Genomic DNA, 21495 nt, shown 5'->3' with positions numbered 1-21495 from the left:
GGCTTTAGCCGACTATCGTAGGCTGCAAAGCTTCCTTCGCCCAGCCCTAGTCAGCAGGCTGCAGCAATCTCTCACCAGCGATGCCCGGCGTGGTCATCTGAATCGGATTGAGGATTTCTTCAATCTCCTCAGGTGTAAGCAGCCCACGCTCTAGGATGAGCTCTTTGAGCGTCATACCAGTGCGCACAGCTTCCTTCACTAATTGCGCGGCGACTTCGTAGCCGAGATGCGGGTTCAAAGCTGTGACGATACCAAAGCTTTGCTCGACATAAGTAGCGCAGCGCTCGCGGTCAGCTTCCAAGCCCTCAATCGCAAAACGCTCGAACACGTCTGCCGCGTTCCTCAGTATTTTCAGCGATTGTAGAAGGTTGAACGCAAGTACAGGTCCCATTACGTTAAGTTCGAATTGACCGGCTTCGCAGGCCAAGCAGATGGTATGATCGTTGCCAATGACTTGGAACGCCACTTGATTCACAACCTCTGGCATAACAGGGTTGACTTTACCTGGCATAATGGAAGATCCCGGTTGTCTCGGCGGCAGTTTCAGCTCCCCTAAACCTACACGAGGACCTGAAGCCATTAATCGGATATCATTGCATATTTTCGAAAGGTTCACGGCACATACTTTCAAGGAAGCGGAAAGCTCTGTGTATGCATCCATGTTTTGGGTACCGTCGACCAAATGCTCGGCTAGTTCAATGGGGATTCCCACCTGCCCTTTTAGATGAAACATAACGCGTTCCACATACTCAGGCTTTGCATTAAGCCCTGTTCCTACAGCAGTAGCCCCCATATTAACGGTCAAGAGCCCCTTAGAAGCATGACGAATACGGTTGATGTCACGTTGGAGGACACGTGCATAAGCGCCGAATTCTTGGCCCATACGAATAGGAACTGCATCCTGGAGATGCGTTCGCCCCATTTTAATGACATCATCAAATTCCGTTTCCTTACGGGCAAAAGCACTCTGGAGTGAAATCATAGTCTCTATCAATTGCTCAGATAAACGGTATGCGGCAATTTTGATGGCGGTAGGGATAACGTCGTTTGTGGATTGCGACATGTTGACATGATTGTTCGGATTACAATGGAAATAATTGCCCTTTTCCTCACCAAGCAGCTCCAAAGTCCGGTTAGCAAGCACTTCGTTCATATTCATATTGATGGAGGTTCCCGCTCCGCCTTGAATAGAATCAACAATAAATTCCTCAAGTAACTGACCTTGTCTAACTTCTTCAGCTGCTTTAACTAATTGTTCACCGATTTTTTTAGGCAGCATATGTGTTTCCATATTCGCAATTGCAGCTGCCCTTTTTACTTCTGCCAAAGCTGTAATGAGCTCTGCATGAATTTTAACACCCGTAATTGGGAAATTCTCTAATGCACGCATCGTTTGAATGCCGTAATAAGCTTGGGCTGGAACTTGTTTTTCACCAATAAAGTCTTTTTCAATGCGATGAGTCATCGTAGACACCATTCCTTTTTTCTACAAAGTATATTGCTCGACGTTGCGAAGTAGGTGTTCCGAAAATCCTTCAAACTCTCTGCCGCTAGACCAATTGAACGCAAAGCATGTCATTCATAAGCGCTCATCTGAAGAATTCGCGACCGCTTTCAAGAATCCTGCAATATCTGACACGTTCTGTAATAAATTTTTGACCACTGATCAATTAACCCACTTCTAATAATATTTCCTATTTTGACAATTCAAGTCTTCTCATAATTGCAACATTACATAAGGATTTGCACATAATGATTGAACTTGGCCAATTTCGTGAAGACTTGTATCACTTTCTAAAGCAATGTATTAATATATGCTACGAGAAGCACAAACGCATAGGGGATTTACCTCATAGGATTTATATTGCCACTTTCATGGGTAGACGAATACAATGGATTAAACAAGCTCGCTATGTGAGAAATTAGAAAGATACAGTGAATACCGGCGAGTTTGGCTTACAGGCTGCACGTCAGGGAGGAATTGTTATGGATACGACAAGTTCGATGATTATTAAAAAAACGGAAAAATACGGGGCACGCAATTACCATCCGCTGCCTATCGTGATATCGAAAGCAGAAGGCGTATGGGTCGAGGATCCGGAAGGCAACCGCTACATGGATATGCTTAGCGCTTACTCCGCCTTAAATCAAGGACATCGTCATCCTCACATTCTGAGAGCGCTTCATGAGCAAGCCGAGAAGGTTACACTGACATCTAGAGCTTTCCATAGCGAAACGTTAGGTTCGTTTTATGAAAAATTAGCGAATTACACTGGTAAGCCGATGATTTTACCGATGAATACCGGTGCCGAAGCGGTCGAAACCGCAGTAAAGGCTGTTCGTCGTTGGGGCTACGAAGTGAAAGGAATCCCCGCCGATCAAGCTGAAATCATTGTCTGTGAAGGGAATTTCCACGGACGAACAGTGACGATCACTTCCTTCTCCTCGTCGCCAGAATATCAACGCGGCTTTGGGCCTTTTACGCCGGGGTTCCGCATTATTCCCTACGGAGATGCGGTGGCGCTGCGTGAGGCCATCGGCCCGAACACGGCGGGTTTTCTGTTCGAGCCGATTCAAGGCGAGGCTGGTATTGTGATTCCGCAGGCCGGTTACCTGCGAGAATGTTATGAGCTGTGTCAGGCGAATAAGGTGTTGTTCGTCGCGGACGAAATCCAGACGGGATTCGGCCGCACGGGTCGCCGCTTTGCCTGCGACTGGGAAGGCGTAACGCCGAACCTGTACATCATGGGCAAAGCCCTCGGCGGCGGCGTGTTCCCGATCTCGGCGGTTGCCGGTGATCGAGAGGTTCTGGATGTTTTCGAGCCGGGCTCCCACGGCTCGACGTTCGGGGGTAATCCGCTCGGCTGCGCCGTCGCAATCGCGGCGCTGGAGGTCACCCTGAACGAGCGGCTCGCAGAGCGCTCGGATGAGCTTGGCGCTTATTTCCTGAAACGCCTTCAGGAAATTCAATCTCCGCAGATTACGGAGATTCGCGGCCGTGGGCTGTTCATCGGCATTGACCTTAAGGTTTCAGCGCGTCCGTTCTGTGAAGAGCTGAAAGCCAAGGGTCTACTGTGCAAGGAGACACACGAGCATATTATCCGCTTGGCTCCGCCTCTTACGATTACGAAGGAAGAGCTCGATTGGGCTTGGCAGCAAGTAAATGACGTGCTGAATGAAGCCTAATTCATCAAGCATAATAAGCCCTCTAGCTTTTGTTGAAGCTAGAGGGCTTTGCTTTAATTTGCTTTAAGAATGTTTTTCATCGTTAACGAGCCACATTCGCACGCCTCTGCCACTTTAACGATGAAAAACATCGTTAAAGCTCACATTTCTTGGTGCCTCGGACTATACCATCTACTTTAAGAATGTTTTTCATCGTTAACGAGTCAACTTTGCATTCCTCTGCCACTTTAGCGATGAAAAACATCGTTACAGCTCACATTTCTTGGTGCCTCGGACTATTCCATCTACTTTAAGAATGTTTTTCATCGTTATGGAGCCACTTTTGCACGCCTCTGCCACTTTAGCGATGATAAACATCGTTACAGCTCACATTTCTTGGTGCTTCGGACTATTGCATCTACTTTAAGAAAGTTTTTCATCACTATAGAGCTACATTCGCACGCCTCTGCCACTTTAACGATGAAAAACATCGTTACAGCTCACATTTCTTGGTGCCTCGGACTATTCCATCTACTTTAAGAATGTTTTTCATCACTATAGAGCCACATTCGCACGCCTCTGCCACTTTAACGATGAAAAACATCCTTACAAAACTCCGACTATTCTAATTTATCTATTCTTTCACAAAAACAAGTGTCCCAAATCGATCCGGCATATGGAAATCGACTTTACCTGTTGGTGACCAAGCCCAATAATGCCGATTACCTTCTAGGTCATCATCAATTCTATATAAATTCCAACGCCACTCAGCACCATGCTGAGGTATCCCGTTTTCCCCACGCTCCTGAAGATGCTCCTGCTCCTGCTCCTGCCCCAATTCCCAATCCAAATCTGCAAAAGGGATCCGCAGATCGTAAGTCCTCCACCCATCGGCCCCATCCAAAACTTGCGTATGCATTCCCTTCGCATCCCATGAAACATCTATCTCTTTATCCCCACCGTTAAAATGGATCAATGCATCGAATACGACGTTGCGCGGACTCACTTCGAACTCGTAATACACCACTCCGGTACCGCTTTTATCAATAAACACCTCAACCACATCTTCCAAATAAATAGGATCATCTCGCCGCTCCATCGTTGCCACGACGTGATCATCCTCACATTCGAATCGTATGTGCAGAGCATCAGCTGTCCAACACGCTCGAAAACGAGTCTTGAGCCGCGGCTTCTCTCCCGTTACAACTTCCCTTAAATAAGGGGCCTCAACCTCAATATCTGCCCACTTCCATATTCCATTCTCTGCTTCTACATAGCGACATTCATATCTCATCCGTTCTGTCATCCTCGCTCCCTACTTACTCTTGTACACAATATTAATATCATATTCGTTATCTAGAAAGCTAGAAATTTGATCCCTAGCTTCCGACTTCACGTCCTTTAACCAGGAAGCGTCAAACTTCTCGATGACTTCCATTCTTAAATTCTCGTATTTCGTCTTTGCTTTTTCAATCCTTGTCACACGATTTTGTGTAAATAGGAACAATGAGATACAAGCCAGAAGCGAACCCGATAGTAGCTTGTTTGAAATAAGCAAATCGAGGATGGCTAATGCATTGCCGCCTGAAACTACTATTACCTTTCGATAGAAAGAGATAATGAAATAGAGAATCAAACCACCTGTGAGAATGGCGAATAAAGGTTGCGTATCTTTGAGCTTGTCCCATTCCTGTTTCCTATCCCGAAGTTTGTAAAGTATCTTGATCGCATCGTCACTTAGATTAAGTTCAGGCCATTGCATTACGCACTCCCCCTCTCTACCATCTTATGCTTGGACACTGCTATTCTTTCCAAAAAAAAAGACCAAGAGCATCTCTCTTCACGCTAGGCGAAGATGCTATTGGACTTTTGAATTTTACTAGAATCGTTTTTTCCCAACTAAAAACTTTTTATTTCCTTTTTTAGCTGTTACAGGCACATGCTTATAGCTGCGCACCATTGGATTTTTGCATAATGGACAAGTCGGTAAAGCTTCCGTAACGAATTCTTTGCGAACCCATGCTTTACAATCTGTCTCTTTACATTTCCAAATTTCAATCTGTTCGACTTCTGGCTTTTGATCTTCGGTCACGGTACTCGTTGGTGTAGACATTCAGTTATGTGCTCCCTGCTTCGTAGATTAGACTACTTATTATTATACAGATCAGATCGAATATCAAGTCTTTCCCGTGTTCAAAATTATTTACCAGTGGTAGAATGGATAAGGCGGTTGCAATTTAGACACAGATTACAAAGGCAGGAATATAAATGACAAACTTACTACGTGAATGGAAGTCACAATTTCATGGCTACAGCCGAAATATTATGCTCTTCTTTTGGTTTAATTTTGTATGGAACTTAGGTTTAGGTATGTTTGGTCTCGTCTATAACCTTTATGTCAGAAGTCTCGGCTATGACCAAACGACTGTTGGCAGCATGGTTGGTATGGCTTCACTGGCAGCGGCCATTATTCTCATTCCCGCGGGCCTAATGAATGATCGTTTCGGACCTAAGCGAGTCATTACTTTTGGTCTCATTTTTACCATCGTAACTTTGACTGCTCGCTCCTTAATTGAAGCCAACGAGGGTATGCTGATCTCGTCATTCTTCGGTGGTATGGCCCTTGCTGTTGTTTCCGCAACCATTCTACCGTTTATGGCCAACAACTCTACTCCAAAGCAGCGCGTCCACCTATTCAGCTTTAACATGGCTCTTGTTATGCTAGCGAATGTAGTTGGTATTGCACTGGGGGGCGTTCTTTGTGACCTTTTTCAATTCATTATAGGTTTAGACGAAATTCGAAGCTTAAGATTTACATTATTAATTGGAGTCGGTATCGCAGCACTTGGTTTTATACCTATGGCTTTTTTTGAGAAAAGTGAGCAAGAAATACAGCCGCGCAGCGAATCACTAAAGTGGAAACAAGTGTGGAGCGTACATAAACCATCCATACAGGTTATTGGTATTTTTTGTTTATTAGGCTTGTTGTCGTCCATGGGTGGGGGCATGATTGTCCCCTATTTAAATGTGTATTTTGAGGATCGCTTTGACGCTTCCAAATCCGCAATTGGCATCGTAGTAGCTTTAGGTCAAGCCGCAACGGCGATTGCTTTTCTCATTGGACCCATGATTGTAAAGAGATTCGGAGAAGTTAAATCTGTCGTATACCTGCAGTTATGTTCAATTCCATTTCTCCTCCTAACCGCTTTTTCTGCTAACTTTTACTTATCTTCGGGTGGATACTTGTTCCGACAAGCCTTAATGAACGCCGCTAATCCTTTTTATAATTCGATCAAAATGAGTTACGTCAACCGATCACTCCGGGGATTAGCATCCAGCTCAGGGGAAGCCGTTTTTCATTTAGGTTGGTTCCTTGCTTCTCCAGTAAGTACAGGCCTTGTTTTCCGCTATGGCTCTTACTACGGCTACGCGTATGCTTTCTGCATCACAGCTGTAGTCTATACAGTAATCTCCTATTTATTCTACTTCTTTTTCGGGAAAAATCGGTTTAAACCCGTTGATGAATCTGCATGAGATAAACCTCTATCGAGGTCTTTCGAAGATGAGCGACCGCGCTTAGAGGAAGGTTTATTCGCCAATAAGAATTTCGTTCTCCGATTAAAATCGGAAACTTATAAATTCTTATGTGGAAAAAATCGGTTCTTTCTATCGTTGACTTGGACGATGGAAAGGAAATACAATACATGAGAGCGCATTCATTTCAAGATCCTAGTGCTCCTTATCGATGATCGATTGTGAGGGGATTTGCTTATGCGGAATAAAATCTTCTTTAATGGACAAAGTATCGTCTTAACGTGGATGATCTCCTATATCGTCATTCTGCTTTTACCCGTATCAATCGGCTTATTATTGTATGTGGAATCTAGTAAAACACTGAAGGAAGAAATTCAGCAAGCCAATGATTCGCTTTTAAAACAAGTTCGGGAAATTATGGACAATCAGTTTAAAACCATGGAACAGCTGAACTTCGAGATTACGTGGAATGTAAGCGTCCAAGAGCTGCTCTATTCGAATAAGTATGAAGCATTTCCCAAAGAATATAGATATGATGCTTATCAAATCGCACGTATTCTATCCATGTACAAAACCTCCTACCCGCTGATCGATTCTTTCTATATTTATTTGAATAAAGATCAATCTGCTATTCTTCCTACCACTGTTAGAACAAATAGCTTTGCCTATGAAACTTTACATATGAGCGATGCTTTCCCGTTCTCTTCTTGGCAAGCTATCATGACCCGAAGCGATTTCAAAGGCTTTATTCCCATGTACCGGATTGGCGACGATAACAAACTGCGAAAAACGGTAGCTTACATCAGCACATACCCCGAAGAACATAATAAACCACTAGCTACCAATGTCATTATGGTCGATCAATCTCGTATTATTGGCGCCATTCAAAATATGGAAATTTTCAACAAAGGTCACGTACTCATCCTAAATAATGAAAATCAAATTCTAGCTTCCAACTCAACAGATTCGCTTCCTGTCGATTTTCCTTTTGGTCAATTAGAAAGCTCGTCAAACTTCTATTACACTGACTCTAGTGGCGAGAAATATGAAGTTTTCAACATTCAGTCACCACGTTCCAAACTAAAATATGTGTCTATGATGCCCAGCACCATATATTGGAAAAAAGCCGCTCACATCCGTAACCTGACTTATACGAGCATGGCGATCAGTTTGCTTGGTGGGGGTATTCTAACCTACGTATTTCTTAGAAGAAATTACAACCCAGTACGTCGCTTGGTTCATGCATTTTCCAAAAAACAATCCTTACAATCTCATAAACGATACAATGAATTTCATTTCATACAAGAAGCCGTGGACAGTACGTTGATCGAAATTGCCAATTTCAAGAGTAAAATGGAGCAGCAGCGGCACATTGTCCGCTCCCACTTTATCGAAAAGCTGCTGAAAGGAAAACTGGACAGCCAGCTTCCTATCGATGAGGCCTTAACGACTTTTGAAATGAAGCTAGACCGGCAGGATTTTGCCGTCATGCTATTTGTTGTCGATAAGAGCGAACCCTTCCTTGAACGAATTAACCATACGCCTGAAGGGGATAAATGGAAGCTTCTTCAATTTATTATTATGAATGTCGTGGAGGAGCTGATATCGGAGAGGCACCGCGGTTATGCAGCCGAGATTGATGATACCCTCGCCTGTTTAGTCAATTTAACTATGGAAGATGGAAATAGCTCCAAGCTGGAGTTACTTAGAATCGCAGAAAAAGCGCAAACTTTCCTTTCTTCCACCTACGACATTAACTTAACAATTTCAATAAGCAGTATCCATGAACGCATCGCTAATGTACCTCAAGCTTTCTTAGAAGCTCTAGATTCCATGGCCTTTAAGCTTGTTATGGGTGGGCCAGAGATTCTATCGTATGACGATTTACAAACAAGTACCACTTGCGAGTCTAATACCGGCTATTATTATCCGGCGCACATTGAGCAGCAATTCATGTATGCCGTGAAGCTGGGGGAGCTTGAAGAAGCGCAGATGATTCTTAATGAGATTATGAATAAAAACTTTGATCATCCTGGGATTTCGGTCTCCTTAACGAAGTGCCTCATGCTCAATCTGGTAACCACCATGATGAAAAGCATTAGCGAAACCGGAGATATCCAGGAAAGCTTCTTTATACGCAACCCAAAGCTTCTCGACCGCCTTCTATGCAGTAAAACCGTTCATGACATGCAGCTCCAGCTCAGTGATATGCTCGAGCAAGTGTGTGCCTACACATCCGCCAAACGGCAGCATACGATTTCACTTACACGACAGAAAGCGCTGGAGCAATTGGTAAATGAGGTGACGGACTACATCGAACATAACTACACAGATGCTAATCTGAATGTCACGATGATTGGCAGCCACTTTAACCGCAAAGCCACCTACCTCTCGAAGCTATTCAAGGATTATGTGGGAGAGGGGCTTCTCGATCGTATTAATAAGGTCAGAATCGAGAAATCCAAGCAGCTGCTGGGACGGCAAGAACAGTCGGTCGGCGATGCGGCTTACGGGGTGGGCTTCAACGATATTAATGCTTTTATTCGGGTTTTCAAAAAAGTGGAGGGTATCACACCGGGGAAATACAAAGAGCTGATTGAAAAATAAATGTGGTATGCAATAACGCATCACTTTTAATTGGGGTAGCCGCGGGGCTGCCCCATTTAGCGTAATAGGTAAGTGAAAATAGGGTTACTTCGAGAGGAGTATGTTGTATTTTTGCAGCATTCTGCCGTGCAACAAGCGAATATTGGCTAAATTGATGAAGCGATTGGATATTTTGTAGAGTCTAGGCACAGATTTCGAGAACCAATTGGATATTTTGCAGATAGTTTTAATGAAAGCGCTATCATATAGTTAGATTAGACATACGGCTCCTCAGCTCATACAAGCTTAAACAGTTCTTCTGAGAAACTCCGTATCGCTTCGATAGCAGTTTTCTAAACTCGGCAATGCATACACTGCCAGATTTTTTGGCGAAAAACACAGTAGCGCTTACGATGCCAGTTTTTCTGGCGAAAAACTCTTAGGAGGTCAACCTATGAAAAAGAACAGTAAAAAAATGTTCACCATGCTGGTTGCAACATCATTGATGGGGACCTTAGTCGTTGCATGCTCATCCAACACCCCGACTACTGTCAACAGCGCTAGTCCCAAAGCAACTACCGGTGGAACGACCGCTCCTAGTACCGCTGCTGTCACCTATCCGCTAAAAGTGGACAAAACACTAACCTACTGGGGCGAGCTTACAGGTAACCTTACGGGAGTAAAAGCAGCCCACGCAGATGTACCTTTTTTCCAAGATTGGCAGAAGAAAACGGGCGTACCATTGAAATTCTCAGCTCCGCCTACGAACCAAGCCGCTCAAGCTCTGAACGTTATGTTAGCATCAGGTGATCTACCCGATATGATTGAGTTTGATTGGCAAGGAGCATTCCCCGGCGGACCTGAAAAAGCGATCAAAGATGGGTACATCCTTAAACTTAATGATACGATCGATAAATTTGCACCAAATTTGAAGAAGTTCCTCAAAGAGCATCCGGAAGTTGATAAACAAGTAAAAACCGATAATGGCAGCTATTATGTCTTCCCTTTCATCCGCGGCGATGATTACCTGCGTGTATTCCAGGGTCCCATCGTACGGAAGGATTGGCTGGATGATCTGGGTCTACCTGTTCCTCAAACCATCGATGAGTGGTACACAACACTCAAAGCCTTTAAGGAGAAAAAAGGCGCAACGGCGGCCTTCTCCGTCGTAAGTGTTCCCAGACCTTTCAACGAATTAGCAAACGGCGCTTTTGCCGGTGCCTTCGGTGTGACGCGTGATTTCTTCATCGACAATGGCACAATTAAGTTTGGCCCAGCTGAAAAAGGCTACAAAGATTTCCTGGCTACCTTCCACAAATGGTACGAAGAAGGTCTGATTGATAAAAACTTCGCAACAGCGGATGGCAAATCCTTAGATGCCAACATGGCCTCCGGTGCGACAGGTGTGACCGTACAGAATGCCGGTGGAGGCATCGGGAAGTGGCAGCCGCTAGTTACAGCTAAAGATCCTAAAGGCATTCTCATCGGGGCTCCATACCCTGTTCTCAAAAAAGGCGACATCGCGATGTATGGCCAGAAGGATCCGGCGAATGCGCCCGGAGGTATGGTTGCCATCACTGCGTCTTCCAAAAATATTGAAACCGCAGCGAAGCTTCTTGACTATGGCTACTCCGAAGCAGGTCATACGTTCTTCAATTTCGGAACGGAAGGCGTTGCTCATAAATTAGAGAACGGCTACCCGAAATATACGGACCTTCTCATGAAAAATCCGGATAAATTAGCTCCGGCTCAAGCCCTTTCACTGTACATCCGCGGTAACTATAATGGTCCTTTCGTTCAGGATAAACGCTATATCGAGCAATATCTGGCTTTGCAAACACAACGTGATGCCGTTTCTACTTGGCAAAAAACAGATGTTGATAAACACAAATTGCCCCCTATTACAGCTACACCGGAAGAAAGCACAGAGCTTGCCAAAATCATGACTGACCTCAATACACTAGTCGATGAAATGACGCTCAAAATTATTTTAGGAACAGAGCCAGTTGATAGCTTTGATAAATACATGGAAAAATTCAAATCCGTTAAGCTAAGCCGTGCTCTCGAAATTAAAAAGGCATCCTTAGATCGTTATAACAAAAGGTAGATAACAAGCCAGGGGGAGGGCAGCAGCTCTCCCCACTTTACTAGAATCCCGCGGTGAAAGGAGAGATATCATGCGTAAAGCAGGGGAAGCAACCTTCCAAATACGCTTCAAGCGCGATTTTCTGCTGAATAAATATTTATACCTGATGATGGTTCCCGTTCTGGCTTACTACTTTATCTTCCATTATGCGCCGATGTATGGAGCCTTAATAGCGTTTAAAGAGTATACCCCTAATAGAGGAATTCTGGGCAGTGAGTGGGTTGGATTCCAACACTTTAATGATTTCTTCAGCAGCTATTATTTCTGGCGAATTCTCAAAAATACCGTCATTATTTCCCTCTACTCACTATGTTTTGAATTTCCAGCTCCGATTATTTTGGCGATTCTGATTAATGAGCTTACGAATAAAAAGTTTCAACGCTTCGTTCAGACGGTCACCTACATGCCGTATTTTATTTCGCTGATCGTTATTGTCGGGATGATCAAAGACTTTACGAATAACGGCGGTTTAATTAATAACTTTCTGACTAATTTTGGCTTCAATGATACGGCAATGCTGCAGAAACCGGAATTGTTCCGAACGATCTATATTTTATCAGAAATATGGCAAAAAATTGGATGGGAATCCATTATTTATCTAGCCGCACTCATGGGCATTGACCAGGAGCAGTACGAAGCGGCGAAAATGGACGGGGCCAACAGAATCAAGCAAATTTGGCATATTACCTTACCGGGTATTCTACCAACTATTGCGATCATGTTCATTTTACGCATGGGGAATTTGTTGAACGTAGGCTTCGAGAAAATTATTTTGCTCTATAACCCCAGCACCTACGATACGGCGGACGTCATCTCTTCTTTCGTTTATCGTAAAGGGCTTATCGAATTTGGTTGGAGTTATAGCTCAGCGGTCGGTTTGTTCAATTCTGTGATTAATCTAGCCTTACTCATTGCAGCAAACAAAATAAGTAAAAAGATAAGTGAAAACAGCTTATGGTGATGGAGGTGATGTTGAAATGAAAACGAGCCATTCGGACAGAGTATTCGTCACTTTAATCCACGTCTTGTTGCTTATGCTTGTGGTTGTTACCCTGTATCCTCTTCTTTATGTCACCTTTGCTTCGTTTAGCGATGCCGGCCAATTGATCACGCATAAAGGGTTCCTGATTAAGCCTCTGGGCTTCAGTTTAGAAGCTTATAAAAGTGTTTTTCATAACCCTGCTATTCTAAAAGGCTACCAAAATACGTTGTTTATCCTTTTCTTCGGCGTCATTACAAATCTTATTGTTACTGCTTTAGGTGCTTATGTGCTCTCCCGTAAAAATGTGATGTGGAATCGTGTCTTCATCTTCGTTGTCGTATTAACGATGTTTTTCAGCGGTGGACTTATTCCGCTCTATCTGGTTGTAAAAGGCGTCGGTTTAATCGACTCTCTATGGGCGACCATTTTGCCCTTTGCCGTTAACACATTTAATCTGATCATCATGCGTACAGCCTTCATGGCTGTTCCTGAAAGCTTAGAAGAATCAGCGAAAATGGACGGCGCCAATCATTTCGTAATTCTTTTTCGCATCATCATTCCACTCTCTATGCCTGTCATTGCCGTAATGATCTTGTACTATGCTGTTGAGAAATGGAACGGGTGGTTCTATGCCTCTATCTTCTTGAAGGATCGTGACCTCTACCCGCTCCAGCTCACTTTGCGAGAAATACTAATAGCGAATAATACCGATTCCATGTCATCAGGGGCTAATGCGGCCGAACAATTTCAAATAGGGGAAACGATCAAATATGCAACTATCATGATAGCCTCTGTGCCTATTTTGATCTTGTATCCCTTCGTGCAAAAGTATTTCGTCAAAGGCGTCATGATTGGCGCTGTCAAAGGGTAAAACAAATCGCCGTACACCTCTTTAACGAGGTAACGGCGATTGCTTTATACTAAACCGGGTACTGCGGTTGTGTTGGGAAGCCAGGAGGACTTTGCCGCAACGATGCTCTTTTTCTTCTTTTATACATCCATAGACCGACAAGTGCTGTTAAGACAATGGCGAGGATTCCTTCCGGACTGGGCATAGCCAAATAACTAAATTCCGCTTTCACGAAAACGAACTTTTTCAGAATCAATGTATCAATGAAGGCATTTCCGGCCATGTGCATGAAGACGGCTGGCCAAACGCTTCGAGTCATCAGCAGAATTTCACCATACAGAACCGCCATAACAATCACACCTACCATCATGCGAGGGATATAGGTGATCATACTTTCCGTGGTATCCACGAAAAGAAATAAATAAGGGAAATGCCACACGCCCCAAATTAACCCCACGGCAATATGAACGATAAAACGATTGTAACCAAGCGTATAAATCTTTGGAGCCAAATAGCCCCTCCATGCAAATTCCTCAAAAATATTTTTGATGAGGCTTGGCACAAGAGCTAAACCGACTGCCGTCAAATAGTGAGAAGACATTGGGGACATATCCGTCCACCCCAAGCTTGAACTGATTCCGACAATCACCATGGTCATGAAGGGAAAGAATAACAGGCTGAATATATAGAGAAACACGTTTCCTTTGACTCGAGGTTTGATGCCGAAATCTTTCCACCCATCTCCCATCCAACTGCGCAAAATGACCATCATCAGGAGGGGGGACACAATCCAAATCAATTGTCCCAGACTGCCATTTTTATCCGTTCCGGCCTGCAAATCAACCAGTCGTCCGATCCAGCCGCAGCTTAACGCAACAAGCGAAAAAATGATCACGTTCCGCAGTGTTTTGTTAGTCTTCATTTTCAAGGTCCCAGCTCCTCTTTTATTTTCTGTGCATACTTCCCATACCACGCCTTCAAGAAATCATAATAATCACTTCCGAAATCCAGCGTATCCATCCTACTTCTCACCTTCGGGTTGTTGAGAAGCTCTTGGTTTTTCCCGAGCTGTTCTCTATTCATTTGCTGAAACATCTTCAAAGTGGACCGGACCGTTTCGATCTCATTCAAGTACGTTTCAATGAGTGCGAGTTTTCTGGAATCTTCAACGTAGTTGAAGAAGAACATTTTGACGAGTCCCGGATCCCTTGGTTTGTCTAATGCGATCGGCTCACCGGCCCAACTCAAGAACTCCTTTTCTCCTTCTTCGGTGATCGAGTAAACCTTCTTGTTTCTCCCCCCCTGACGCACCTCCGTTAAATGAACATGCCCATTCTGAACGAGTTTCTTTAAGGCTGGCTGTATGCTCCCTTGACTGGAATTATAGAAAAATCCGGTGCTTGCCTCCATGCTTTTCTTAAGATCATAGGACGACTTATCCCCGTCCAGCAGCAAACCCAGAATGATTTTGTCCTGCATGATGGACCTCCTTTTGATTCTTGTAGACATGTCTATTAGACATATATAACATGAATATTATTCCCATTATTTGCTTTTGTCAACAAGGTTAAAAACAAATAAGGAAACCCCGGAGGATTCCCTTGTTTCTTAATCCATATAAGCCAGACTACTTACGATCATTAATAGCTTTAATGATTTCGACTGGAATTTTCGGCTTTCTATCATAGGTTAAAAGTCCGTTAATTTCTTGCTCAACGTCGGTTAACTGCGTGTAACAGTATCCCTGTACAACGCCTGAGTTTAGTAGAGGACGTATGACGGCGCGAAGCTTTTTCTCAAAATCCTCGTCATTATCCGCCCCTGAATATCCCCAACCTTCCCATTCGCTTTTTTTGTAAGCAATACCGCCAAATTCGGTTACAAGAATCGGCTGATTTTCATAAGGGAAGCCTTCAACAAATAAGCGGCGATTCGCTGGCATCGCATGCACAGCTTTATCGCTAGAACTGTAGCGCTCTTCCAGCACATTTTCACGCCACTCATAGTCATGAATGGTGAACAGATCTGTTTTCACTAGCTCCCACCCATCGTTAGAAACAACCGGACGCATCGGATCAAGCGATTTAGTTAAATGATACATGGTCAGGGCATGCTGCTGCTGCAATTTATCGATTTGAATATTAGGAACACCCCAGCTCTCATTCAGAGGAACCCAAGCAATAATGGAAGGATGGTTGTAATCGCGATCGATAGAAGCTATCCATTCATTCGAAAATCGACTAACATACTTCTCCGTATATTCGTATGCATTAGCCGCCTCACTCCAAACGACTAATCCGAGCTTATCGCACCAGTATAGAAATCTTGGATCCTCCAGCTTTTGATGTTTCCGTGCGCCGTTAAAGCCCATTGCCTTCGTTAACTCGACATCTTGCTTGATCGCTTCATCACTAGGCGGCGTCAAATTGCCATCTGGGAAATAACCCTGATCCAGAACCATTTTCAAAAAATAAGGGCGGTTGTTCAAGCATAATTTACCGTCTTCGATGGATACCTTACGCATGCCGAAATAACTCGTTACCACGTCTACAGCTTTATTATCAACCAGCAGCGTGAACGTGACATCATATAAATTCGGATGCTCCGGTGTCCACCAAGCTCCGAGCCCATGATCGTTGAAATCATTCAGTCGAATTTTTCTCGCGCCGGAGCTGCTTCTCATCCCATACGTATCTTCCGAAACGAGTTCTCCATTAAATGAAATCTCAACTTTCAGCTGCTGCTTGGCATTTGAGTCAGAACCTTGGATAAAGAATTGGAACTCCACTTGTTTCTCATCGATATCCGGGGTAATTTTCACTTTGTCCAAATAGCCGTCGGCAGCTACCGCTTCCATCCATACGGTTTGCCAGATGCCTGTCGTTCTTGTATAGAAAATACTTGCGGAATCCGTATGCCAATATTGTTTTCCTCTTGGTAGCGTAACATCTTTGCTATAATCAACCGCTTTGACAACCAGCATGTTCGTCCCAGCTTGAAGCGCATCCGTGATGTCTGCATGGAAAGGGGTATGCCCACCTTCGTGCTTAGCAACCAGCACCCCATTCACCCAAACCGAAGCTTCGTAATCCACCGCTCCAAAGTGAAGCAGAATCCGCTTATTCTGGAAAGCCTCGGGTAAAGTTAGATCTCGGCGGTACCATACAACATCGTGAAACTCATTGCTCCCAATGCCGCTCAATTTACTTTGAAAAGCAAATGGCACTTGAATGGTCTTGGATAACTTTCTATTCCCTAAATGCCACTTCTCTTTACTGCCCACACGCTCATCATCAAATTCAAATTCCCATTCTCCATTCAGGTTGATCCAGCTATCTCTTACAAATTGAGGTCTAGGGTACTCAGCTCGTGGTTGGTTGGTCATCGATCATCACTGCCTCCATATAATTAATTTAAAAGTTAACTAAATAACATGAACAACTCTTAGATTATTATCATATCAAGCTCATCTAATGTCAATATGCGTTATTTAATTAACTTATAAGTTACGTTAAAAAAAGAACACCTCATCTCAGAGGTGTCCCGTTCCTTTTATCACATATTTAATCGATGTATCCGGCAAATCCCTTTTTCATTAAATAATCCATCTCAGCTTCCAAAATGGTATCTACCGCTAGCTCTGTCAATTTCACATCGGGTCTGCCCAGAATATGATCGATCAGTTCATCGCTATCAATATCAACTTCCCCTTTGGCATTTTCTTCTGCTTTGATAATAAAATCCTTCTCATACTTCAATACCAGCTGAATTTGCTTAGGATCAGCCTTCGATTTGTCTACGATGAATTGTATTAGCTCTTGTTCGTTTAATTGCTCAGTCATGTGATGTCATCTCCTAATGGTTGTTTATGACTATTGTAGCATAGTTGATCCTATTTTATATTTCCCTCATCTATCGCGCGACTTACCGAGGGCATGTTAACATATAATTGATGGAAAAACTTACCTAACGTTGTTAATAAAAAGGGGGTGCTTGTATGAATTTGGAATTACGTGTTGAGGCACTGGAAATAAAGGTCAAAGAACTCGAAGAACAACTGAGCATCCTGCTTGAGAAAACCACCAAATCACAAGTTCTGCAAGTAAATACGACGCAACCAACATTTGATCAAAAGTCGCAATCCACGCAGCAGCACCATCAGCATGAAGTGATAATACCCATCAAGCAACCAGCGGCACCAAGAGATTGGGAGCATTTGATCGCTCGCGTCTGGCTGCCGCGGATTTTCATTGTCGTATTTCTATTAGGTGTCCTATGGGGATTTTCAGCAGCCGTTAATGCCGGGATTATCACCCAACCTGTTCGCTGCATACTGGGCGTCATTGTCGCCGGCTTCATGTATTGGCAAGGAGAAGTCCAAATTCGCCGCAAACGTATGGCTTTGGGGCAAGTGCTGCTCGGCGGATCCAGCGGGGTACTTATTCTATCTCTTTTCGCAGCACATATGCTATTCGCATTGATTCCGTCCACACTTGCGTTCGTTCTATACGTCGTTTCTATTGCTGCTAGTGCAATTACAGCGGTCCGTCACCGCTCACAGACACTCATGATCATTACCCTGCTCGCCGGTTATCTAGTGCCTTTCCTAGTCGACTCAGCCAAACCAAATATTTGGGTATTTGCAGGCTATGAGGGGTTATTTTCAATGGTCATGATGCTGTTATCGTTACGTTATTCCTTTCGCGGCGCTTATTTTACTGCGTTTGGAGTTCTACATCTTCCATTACTCTTTTCAACTCTGTTCGCAGATGACATCGGCAGCCGCCCCGCGATCCTTACCGTCGTTATTTTGCAGCATTTGCTCCTCTTTGCGATATCCGTTCTCCGTTCCAAAGACAGCCTGATTGGGCAGCGAGTCACTTTATTCCTAAGTTTCGGCCTGCTCGCGGCGTGGACGTATGGCCTATATGGCGGCTCCAAAGATCGTGTCTTCTATGAATGGATGCTAGCGATATGGTCGCTTCTCTATAGCGGTACTTCTTTCTGGCTGTATCGTCAAAAGAGAGCTTTTTCCGTTCAGCTATCCATTGCAACGTTCAGCGTTTTCCTTTGGCTCATCTATGTGCTGCACGCGGATCAAGCCGGCTCAGCCATTCTTGTAGAGGGTGCAATTGCGCTATGTTTAGGGGCTAAATTCAAAAGCAAACTGCAGCAAATCAGCGGGGCAATCACTTATTTCATTGGGATGTTGTTCGTCCTCTTTCATCCGATACGTGATCTAGTATCAGACGAATCCTTTGCGTGGCTTGTACTCGTGGCAACAATTGGCGGTCTGTATGCTTTCTACCGTGCTACACTAGAAGAAGGCCGCGCTCGAACTGAAATTAGTCTCATCCTGTTATGGATGGAGTTAATTCTCTTACTCATCTATCTCACACAGCTGACCAATTCACTGACACGAACGCTCACTTACGATTACCAGCATTTGATACTTTCAGCAGTGTGGGTTGTTTACGCCATTTTGCTCATTATCTTTGGACTCATTGTCCAAAAGCCTAAGGCAAGGCTAGTAGGTATCATCTTCTTATTCGTTACCTTACTCAAAATTATTTTCATCGATTTACCTGATGTATCAACGGCCGTTCGCGCTATCCTGTTCATCGGACTTGGAGCCATTGGTGTAGGTATTTCTAGATTGTTTTATAAGCGGAAGGACTAATGGGCTAAAATGGTTACCAGGTGGGAACATTCATTGTTTGATAGGTGGGAAACCATGTGACGTGCTCCTTTATTGGAGGGTAGTGTAAAGTTTGGTGCGAGGGCAGGTAATAGAACAAATTTGTTCAAATACATATCAAAAGGTGGGCAAATCCACTGGATTATAGGTCGGCTTGAAAGCGAAACTCTGTGGAGTGATTTCGAACATTTAGACTGCAAATCTGAGGATCGAGGGGAACGAGGAGACGTTATTTCGGTGATTAAGTCGATGCGGGACCCGCACGCGGAACGTAGGAGCCTTATTTTGCCGTTTTACCGGTTTTTCCACCTCGAAAGCGGGAAATAGAGGCTCCTCGTTCCGCGAAAACGTGAATTACGCGGTTTTGAGAAAAATAAATCTTCTACGTTCCGCTAAAATCTGGTGATGCCGGGTGCGTGTTGAGTTTGGGATACCCTTCCATTTCCGTTTTCATTTTACAACACTTATCCAAAGATCGGCATCTATCATAATTTCCTATACAACAAAAAAAAGCCGCCTCGAGCCAATACTCGAGGCGGCTTTTCAACGAACCTATGAAAGATCAAATGCCATTAAATCTCTAGCCATCGTGATTTGACCCGAGTAGATATCTCGCATGCCTTCTGTGTAATCCGCCTCGGCTTCATCATTAGCCGCAGGCGCAGGTATATGGTGGGTGAGTACCAAATGGGCAACCCCTGCAGCTCGGGCAATTTCAGCTACTTCCAGTGTAGTTGAATGATACTTTGCAGGATTGGACAAGCCAATCGTCTGCTCCGGGAATTTGGCAATAAGCGCGTCCAGCCACGTTTTATTGTAAGATTCATGCACAAGTAAATCGACCCCTTGACTATGTTTGACCATATTTTCAACAGGGATCGTATCCCCCGAAATGACAACCGATTTGCCGTTGTATTCGAATTTATAAGCAATAGCTGGATAAACAGGCTTATGATCCACTTCGAAAGCGGTAATTTTAACACCACCCTGGTCGTAAACAATACCTTCGTTGCTTTCGAAGTATTGAATGTCCGCCCCTGCCCCGGCTGAGAAATTATAATTTACCCGAAGATTCACATCGAAATCGAAAGATTCTCTCATTTTACTTATGATCGCTTTCGTCGTCGTTGGCCCGTACACATTCATTGGACCTTTCCGCCCCTCAAATACCCGATCCGCGATCACATGTGTACGCCAGCTCGTAATGAATACATCGAAAAATCCGGAATTATGATCGCTATGATGATGGGTGAAAAAGACATCCGAAATCCGCTGCGGCATGATCCCCGCCTTAATCAATTGATCAACGGTCGCGCCACCGCAATCGAACAGAAAGGTTTTATCCCCTGCGAGAATGGCGACACCTGCTTTGGCTCTGCCATAAAAAGCTCTCGGTGTACCTGTGCCTAGTATCACTACTTTGATATGCTCATGAAAATCCGGCAATAGGTTTTCCTGCGGTTGTATGTGCAATTGAATGACCTCCTAAGTAAACTACTATTTTTCTTTTTTCACTTCATTCAAAAGCGTTAAATCCATGAATTTGCTAAAGTCCAATTCTTCCGCTTTCACTTTTAAATATCCAGCATCAAATGAAGCTTTGGCTTGCTCATTAATATCATCTAAGGTGATATCTTCGGTTAGCTTCAAATGATCGATGGCCGCTTTAATGAGCGCAGGATCCATCCCTTTACCGGTTAACTGCTTCAATTCATCGCTAATCAGACCATAGGCTTTGCTCGGGTTTTGCTGAATGAATTCGATACCTTGTTTGTTGGCTTTCACGGCTTTTTTGGCCAAATCACGGTGCTCTTTGAGAAATTTATCACTCGCTACGAGAATCGTTAATGGATAATTCCCGTCTTTTGGCGGAATTTTATTCCAATCCACTAGAATCGTTCCAGAACCTTCTTGAATGATTTGTGTCCCCCAAGGTTCTGCAATTAAGGTGGCGTCCACTTCTTTCTGCCGTATCGCAACCAAGGTATCCGCTGGAGCCCGCGTAACGATTTGTACACCGGAAGTATCTGTGGATACTTTTAATCCTTCCTGTTTGAGCAGCAGGCGAAGAGACAGATCCGGCGTGCCTCCTTTGGCCGCAACAGCCACGGTTTTACCTACGAGATCCTTGACCGATTGGATGCCAGCGTCCTTACGAGCCACCAATACCGCTCCACCGTTATTCGCTCCAGAGATCACCTTGATATTTTTACTTTTTAAATATTGATTGATGACCGGTCCCGGACCTACATAACCAAGATCAATCTGATCGGTCGCAATCGCCGTTGCGAAGTCCGCTCCGTTGTCAAAAGCCGTGACTTCAATCTTGGCATTTTGGCCAAAGCCTTGCTGAAAGTAGTTATTTTGCAGTGCTACAAATCCCGGAGCATGTGTAACATTTTTCAAAATACCAATTTTCACAGTCGTGCTGGCAGCACTTGAAGCTGTTTCTTTACTTTGTCCGCAAGCTGACAATAGCAGTGATCCCGTTAGTACCAAGCTCATGACCCAACCTAATTTTTTCAAAATAATTC

Annotated in this window: 17 protein-coding genes; 7 read left to right on the top strand and 10 right to left on the bottom strand. The window is 44.1% G+C overall.

The features are described 5' to 3' along the window. Window positions 1–46: 46 nt before the first annotated feature. The gene (locus AC58UU_RS00945; protein ID WP_497312155.1) at window positions 47–1465 is read right to left on the bottom strand and encodes an aspartate ammonia-lyase; all 1419 of its coding nucleotides are present in this window, start codon (window positions 1463–1465) and stop codon (window positions 47–49) included. Window positions 1466–1986: 521 nt separating this feature from the next. Between AC58UU_RS00945 and AC58UU_RS00940 the strand changes: the two genes are divergently transcribed. After that, window positions 1987–3186, top strand: coding sequence for an ornithine--oxo-acid transaminase (locus AC58UU_RS00940; RefSeq protein ID WP_497312153.1), 1200 nt, complete (start codon window positions 1987–1989; stop codon window positions 3184–3186). A 613-nt stretch (window positions 3187–3799) separates the two neighbouring features. On the opposite strand, the gene AC58UU_RS00935 is transcribed toward AC58UU_RS00940, so the two are convergent. The 3 genes from AC58UU_RS00935 to AC58UU_RS00925 form a co-directional block, all read right to left on the bottom strand. After that, window positions 3800–4459 carry a carbohydrate-binding family 9-like protein gene (locus tag AC58UU_RS00935; RefSeq protein WP_497312152.1) on the bottom strand — a complete coding sequence of 220 codons (660 nt, stop codon included), beginning with the start codon at window positions 4457–4459 and terminating at the stop codon, window positions 3800–3802. Between the two features lie 21 nt (window positions 4460–4480). Next, window positions 4481–4927, bottom strand: a complete 447-nt coding sequence (locus AC58UU_RS00930) for a DUF2663 family protein (protein WP_497312150.1) — start codon at window positions 4925–4927, stop codon at window positions 4481–4483. 117 nt (window positions 4928–5044) lie between these two features. After that, window positions 5045–5278, bottom strand: coding sequence for a cold-inducible protein YdjO-related protein (locus AC58UU_RS00925; RefSeq protein WP_052229221.1), 234 nt, complete (start codon window positions 5276–5278; stop codon window positions 5045–5047). A 155-nt stretch (window positions 5279–5433) separates the two neighbouring features. Here AC58UU_RS00925 and AC58UU_RS00920 point away from each other — a divergent pair, with 155 nt between their 5' ends. The 5 genes from AC58UU_RS00920 (at window position 5434) to AC58UU_RS00900 (ending at window position 13284) form a co-directional block, all read left to right on the top strand. Continuing rightward, window positions 5434–6699: an MFS transporter gene (locus tag AC58UU_RS00920; protein ID WP_497312147.1), complete on the top strand. Its 1266-nt coding sequence runs from the start codon at window positions 5434–5436 to the stop codon at window positions 6697–6699. 237 nt (window positions 6700–6936) lie between these two features. After that, window positions 6937–9306, top strand: a complete 2370-nt coding sequence (locus tag AC58UU_RS00915; RefSeq protein ID WP_497312146.1) for a helix-turn-helix domain-containing protein — start codon at window positions 6937–6939, stop codon at window positions 9304–9306. Between the two features lie 433 nt (window positions 9307–9739). Then, entirely contained in the window at window positions 9740–11392 is a 1653-nt protein-coding gene (locus tag AC58UU_RS00910; RefSeq protein ID WP_497312144.1) for a type 2 periplasmic-binding domain-containing protein, read from the top strand. Between the two features lie 70 nt (window positions 11393–11462). Then, complete coding sequence (locus AC58UU_RS00905) at window positions 11463–12392, top strand: ABC transporter permease (protein ID WP_497312142.1); 930 nt, start codon at window positions 11463–11465, stop codon at window positions 12390–12392. Between the two features lie 16 nt (window positions 12393–12408). Continuing rightward, window positions 12409–13284, top strand: coding sequence for a carbohydrate ABC transporter permease (locus AC58UU_RS00900; RefSeq protein ID WP_497312140.1), 876 nt, complete (start codon window positions 12409–12411; stop codon window positions 13282–13284). Window positions 13285–13333: 49 nt separating this feature from the next. Here the strand turns inward: AC58UU_RS00900 and AC58UU_RS00895 are convergent, their stop codons facing one another. From AC58UU_RS00895 to AC58UU_RS00880, 4 genes are all read right to left on the bottom strand, one after another. After that, entirely contained in the window at window positions 13334–14185 is an 852-nt protein-coding gene (locus tag AC58UU_RS00895; protein WP_497313116.1) for a CPBP family glutamic-type intramembrane protease, read from the bottom strand. A 2-nt stretch (window positions 14186–14187) separates the two neighbouring features. Continuing rightward, entirely contained in the window at window positions 14188–14742 is a 555-nt protein-coding gene (locus AC58UU_RS00890; protein WP_497312138.1) for a PadR family transcriptional regulator, read from the bottom strand. Window positions 14743–14890: 148 nt separating this feature from the next. After that, window positions 14891–16648, bottom strand: a complete 1758-nt coding sequence (locus AC58UU_RS00885; RefSeq protein ID WP_497312136.1) for a glycoside hydrolase family 2 protein — start codon at window positions 16646–16648, stop codon at window positions 14891–14893. Between the two features lie 178 nt (window positions 16649–16826). Continuing rightward, window positions 16827–17105: a hypothetical protein gene (locus AC58UU_RS00880; RefSeq protein WP_171641599.1), complete on the bottom strand. Its 279-nt coding sequence runs from the start codon at window positions 17103–17105 to the stop codon at window positions 16827–16829. A gap of 155 nt (window positions 17106–17260) precedes the next feature. Between AC58UU_RS00880 and AC58UU_RS00875 the strand changes: the two genes are divergently transcribed. Beyond that, the gene (locus AC58UU_RS00875; RefSeq protein ID WP_497312134.1) at window positions 17261–18943 is read left to right on the top strand and encodes a DUF2339 domain-containing protein; all 1683 of its coding nucleotides are present in this window, start codon (window positions 17261–17263) and stop codon (window positions 18941–18943) included. 570 nt (window positions 18944–19513) lie between these two features. On the opposite strand, the gene AC58UU_RS00870 is transcribed toward AC58UU_RS00875, so the two are convergent. Both AC58UU_RS00870 and AC58UU_RS00865 read right to left on the bottom strand, forming a co-directional pair. Next, window positions 19514–20434 (bottom strand): MBL fold metallo-hydrolase, encoded by a 921-nt coding sequence (locus AC58UU_RS00870; protein WP_497312132.1) that lies wholly within the window; start codon window positions 20432–20434, stop codon window positions 19514–19516. Window positions 20435–20458: 24 nt separating this feature from the next. Then, a complete protein-coding gene (locus AC58UU_RS00865; RefSeq protein ID WP_497312130.1) occupies window positions 20459–21487 on the bottom strand; it encodes an ABC transporter substrate-binding protein in 1029 nt (342 codons plus the stop codon). Window positions 21488–21495 lie beyond the last annotated feature (8 nt).

Source organism: Paenibacillus sp. JT22N1, from assembly GCF_059692155.1.
This window is presented reverse-complemented; position numbering and strand designations above follow the sequence as displayed.

Coding starts and splice junctions, on each gene's coding strand:
- AC58UU_RS00895 (WP_497313116.1), bottom strand. CDS start 14,185: ATGAAGACTAACAAAACACTGCGGAACGTGATCATTTTTTCGCTTGTT.
- AC58UU_RS00935 (WP_497312152.1), bottom strand. CDS start 4,459: ATGAGATATGAATGTCGCTATGTAGAAGCAGAGAATGGAATATGGAAG.
- AC58UU_RS00905 (WP_497312142.1), top strand. CDS start 11,463: ATGCGTAAAGCAGGGGAAGCAACCTTCCAAATACGCTTCAAGCGCGAT.
- AC58UU_RS00885 (WP_497312136.1), bottom strand. CDS start 16,648: ATGACCAACCAACCACGAGCTGAGTACCCTAGACCTCAATTTGTAAGA.
- AC58UU_RS00940 (WP_497312153.1), top strand. CDS start 1,987: ATGGATACGACAAGTTCGATGATTATTAAAAAAACGGAAAAATACGGG.
- AC58UU_RS00920 (WP_497312147.1), top strand. CDS start 5,434: ATGACAAACTTACTACGTGAATGGAAGTCACAATTTCATGGCTACAGC.
- AC58UU_RS00915 (WP_497312146.1), top strand. CDS start 6,937: ATGCGGAATAAAATCTTCTTTAATGGACAAAGTATCGTCTTAACGTGG.
- AC58UU_RS00925 (WP_052229221.1), bottom strand. CDS start 5,278: ATGTCTACACCAACGAGTACCGTGACCGAAGATCAAAAGCCAGAAGTC.
- AC58UU_RS00880 (WP_171641599.1), bottom strand. CDS start 17,105: ATGACTGAGCAATTAAACGAACAAGAGCTAATACAATTCATCGTAGAC.
- AC58UU_RS00890 (WP_497312138.1), bottom strand. CDS start 14,742: ATGCAGGACAAAATCATTCTGGGTTTGCTGCTGGACGGGGATAAGTCG.
- AC58UU_RS00945 (WP_497312155.1), bottom strand. CDS start 1,465: ATGACTCATCGCATTGAAAAAGACTTTATTGGTGAAAAACAAGTTCCA.
- AC58UU_RS00910 (WP_497312144.1), top strand. CDS start 9,740: ATGAAAAAGAACAGTAAAAAAATGTTCACCATGCTGGTTGCAACATCA.
- AC58UU_RS00900 (WP_497312140.1), top strand. CDS start 12,409: ATGAAAACGAGCCATTCGGACAGAGTATTCGTCACTTTAATCCACGTC.
- AC58UU_RS00930 (WP_497312150.1), bottom strand. CDS start 4,927: ATGCAATGGCCTGAACTTAATCTAAGTGACGATGCGATCAAGATACTT.
- AC58UU_RS00875 (WP_497312134.1), top strand. CDS start 17,261: ATGAATTTGGAATTACGTGTTGAGGCACTGGAAATAAAGGTCAAAGAA.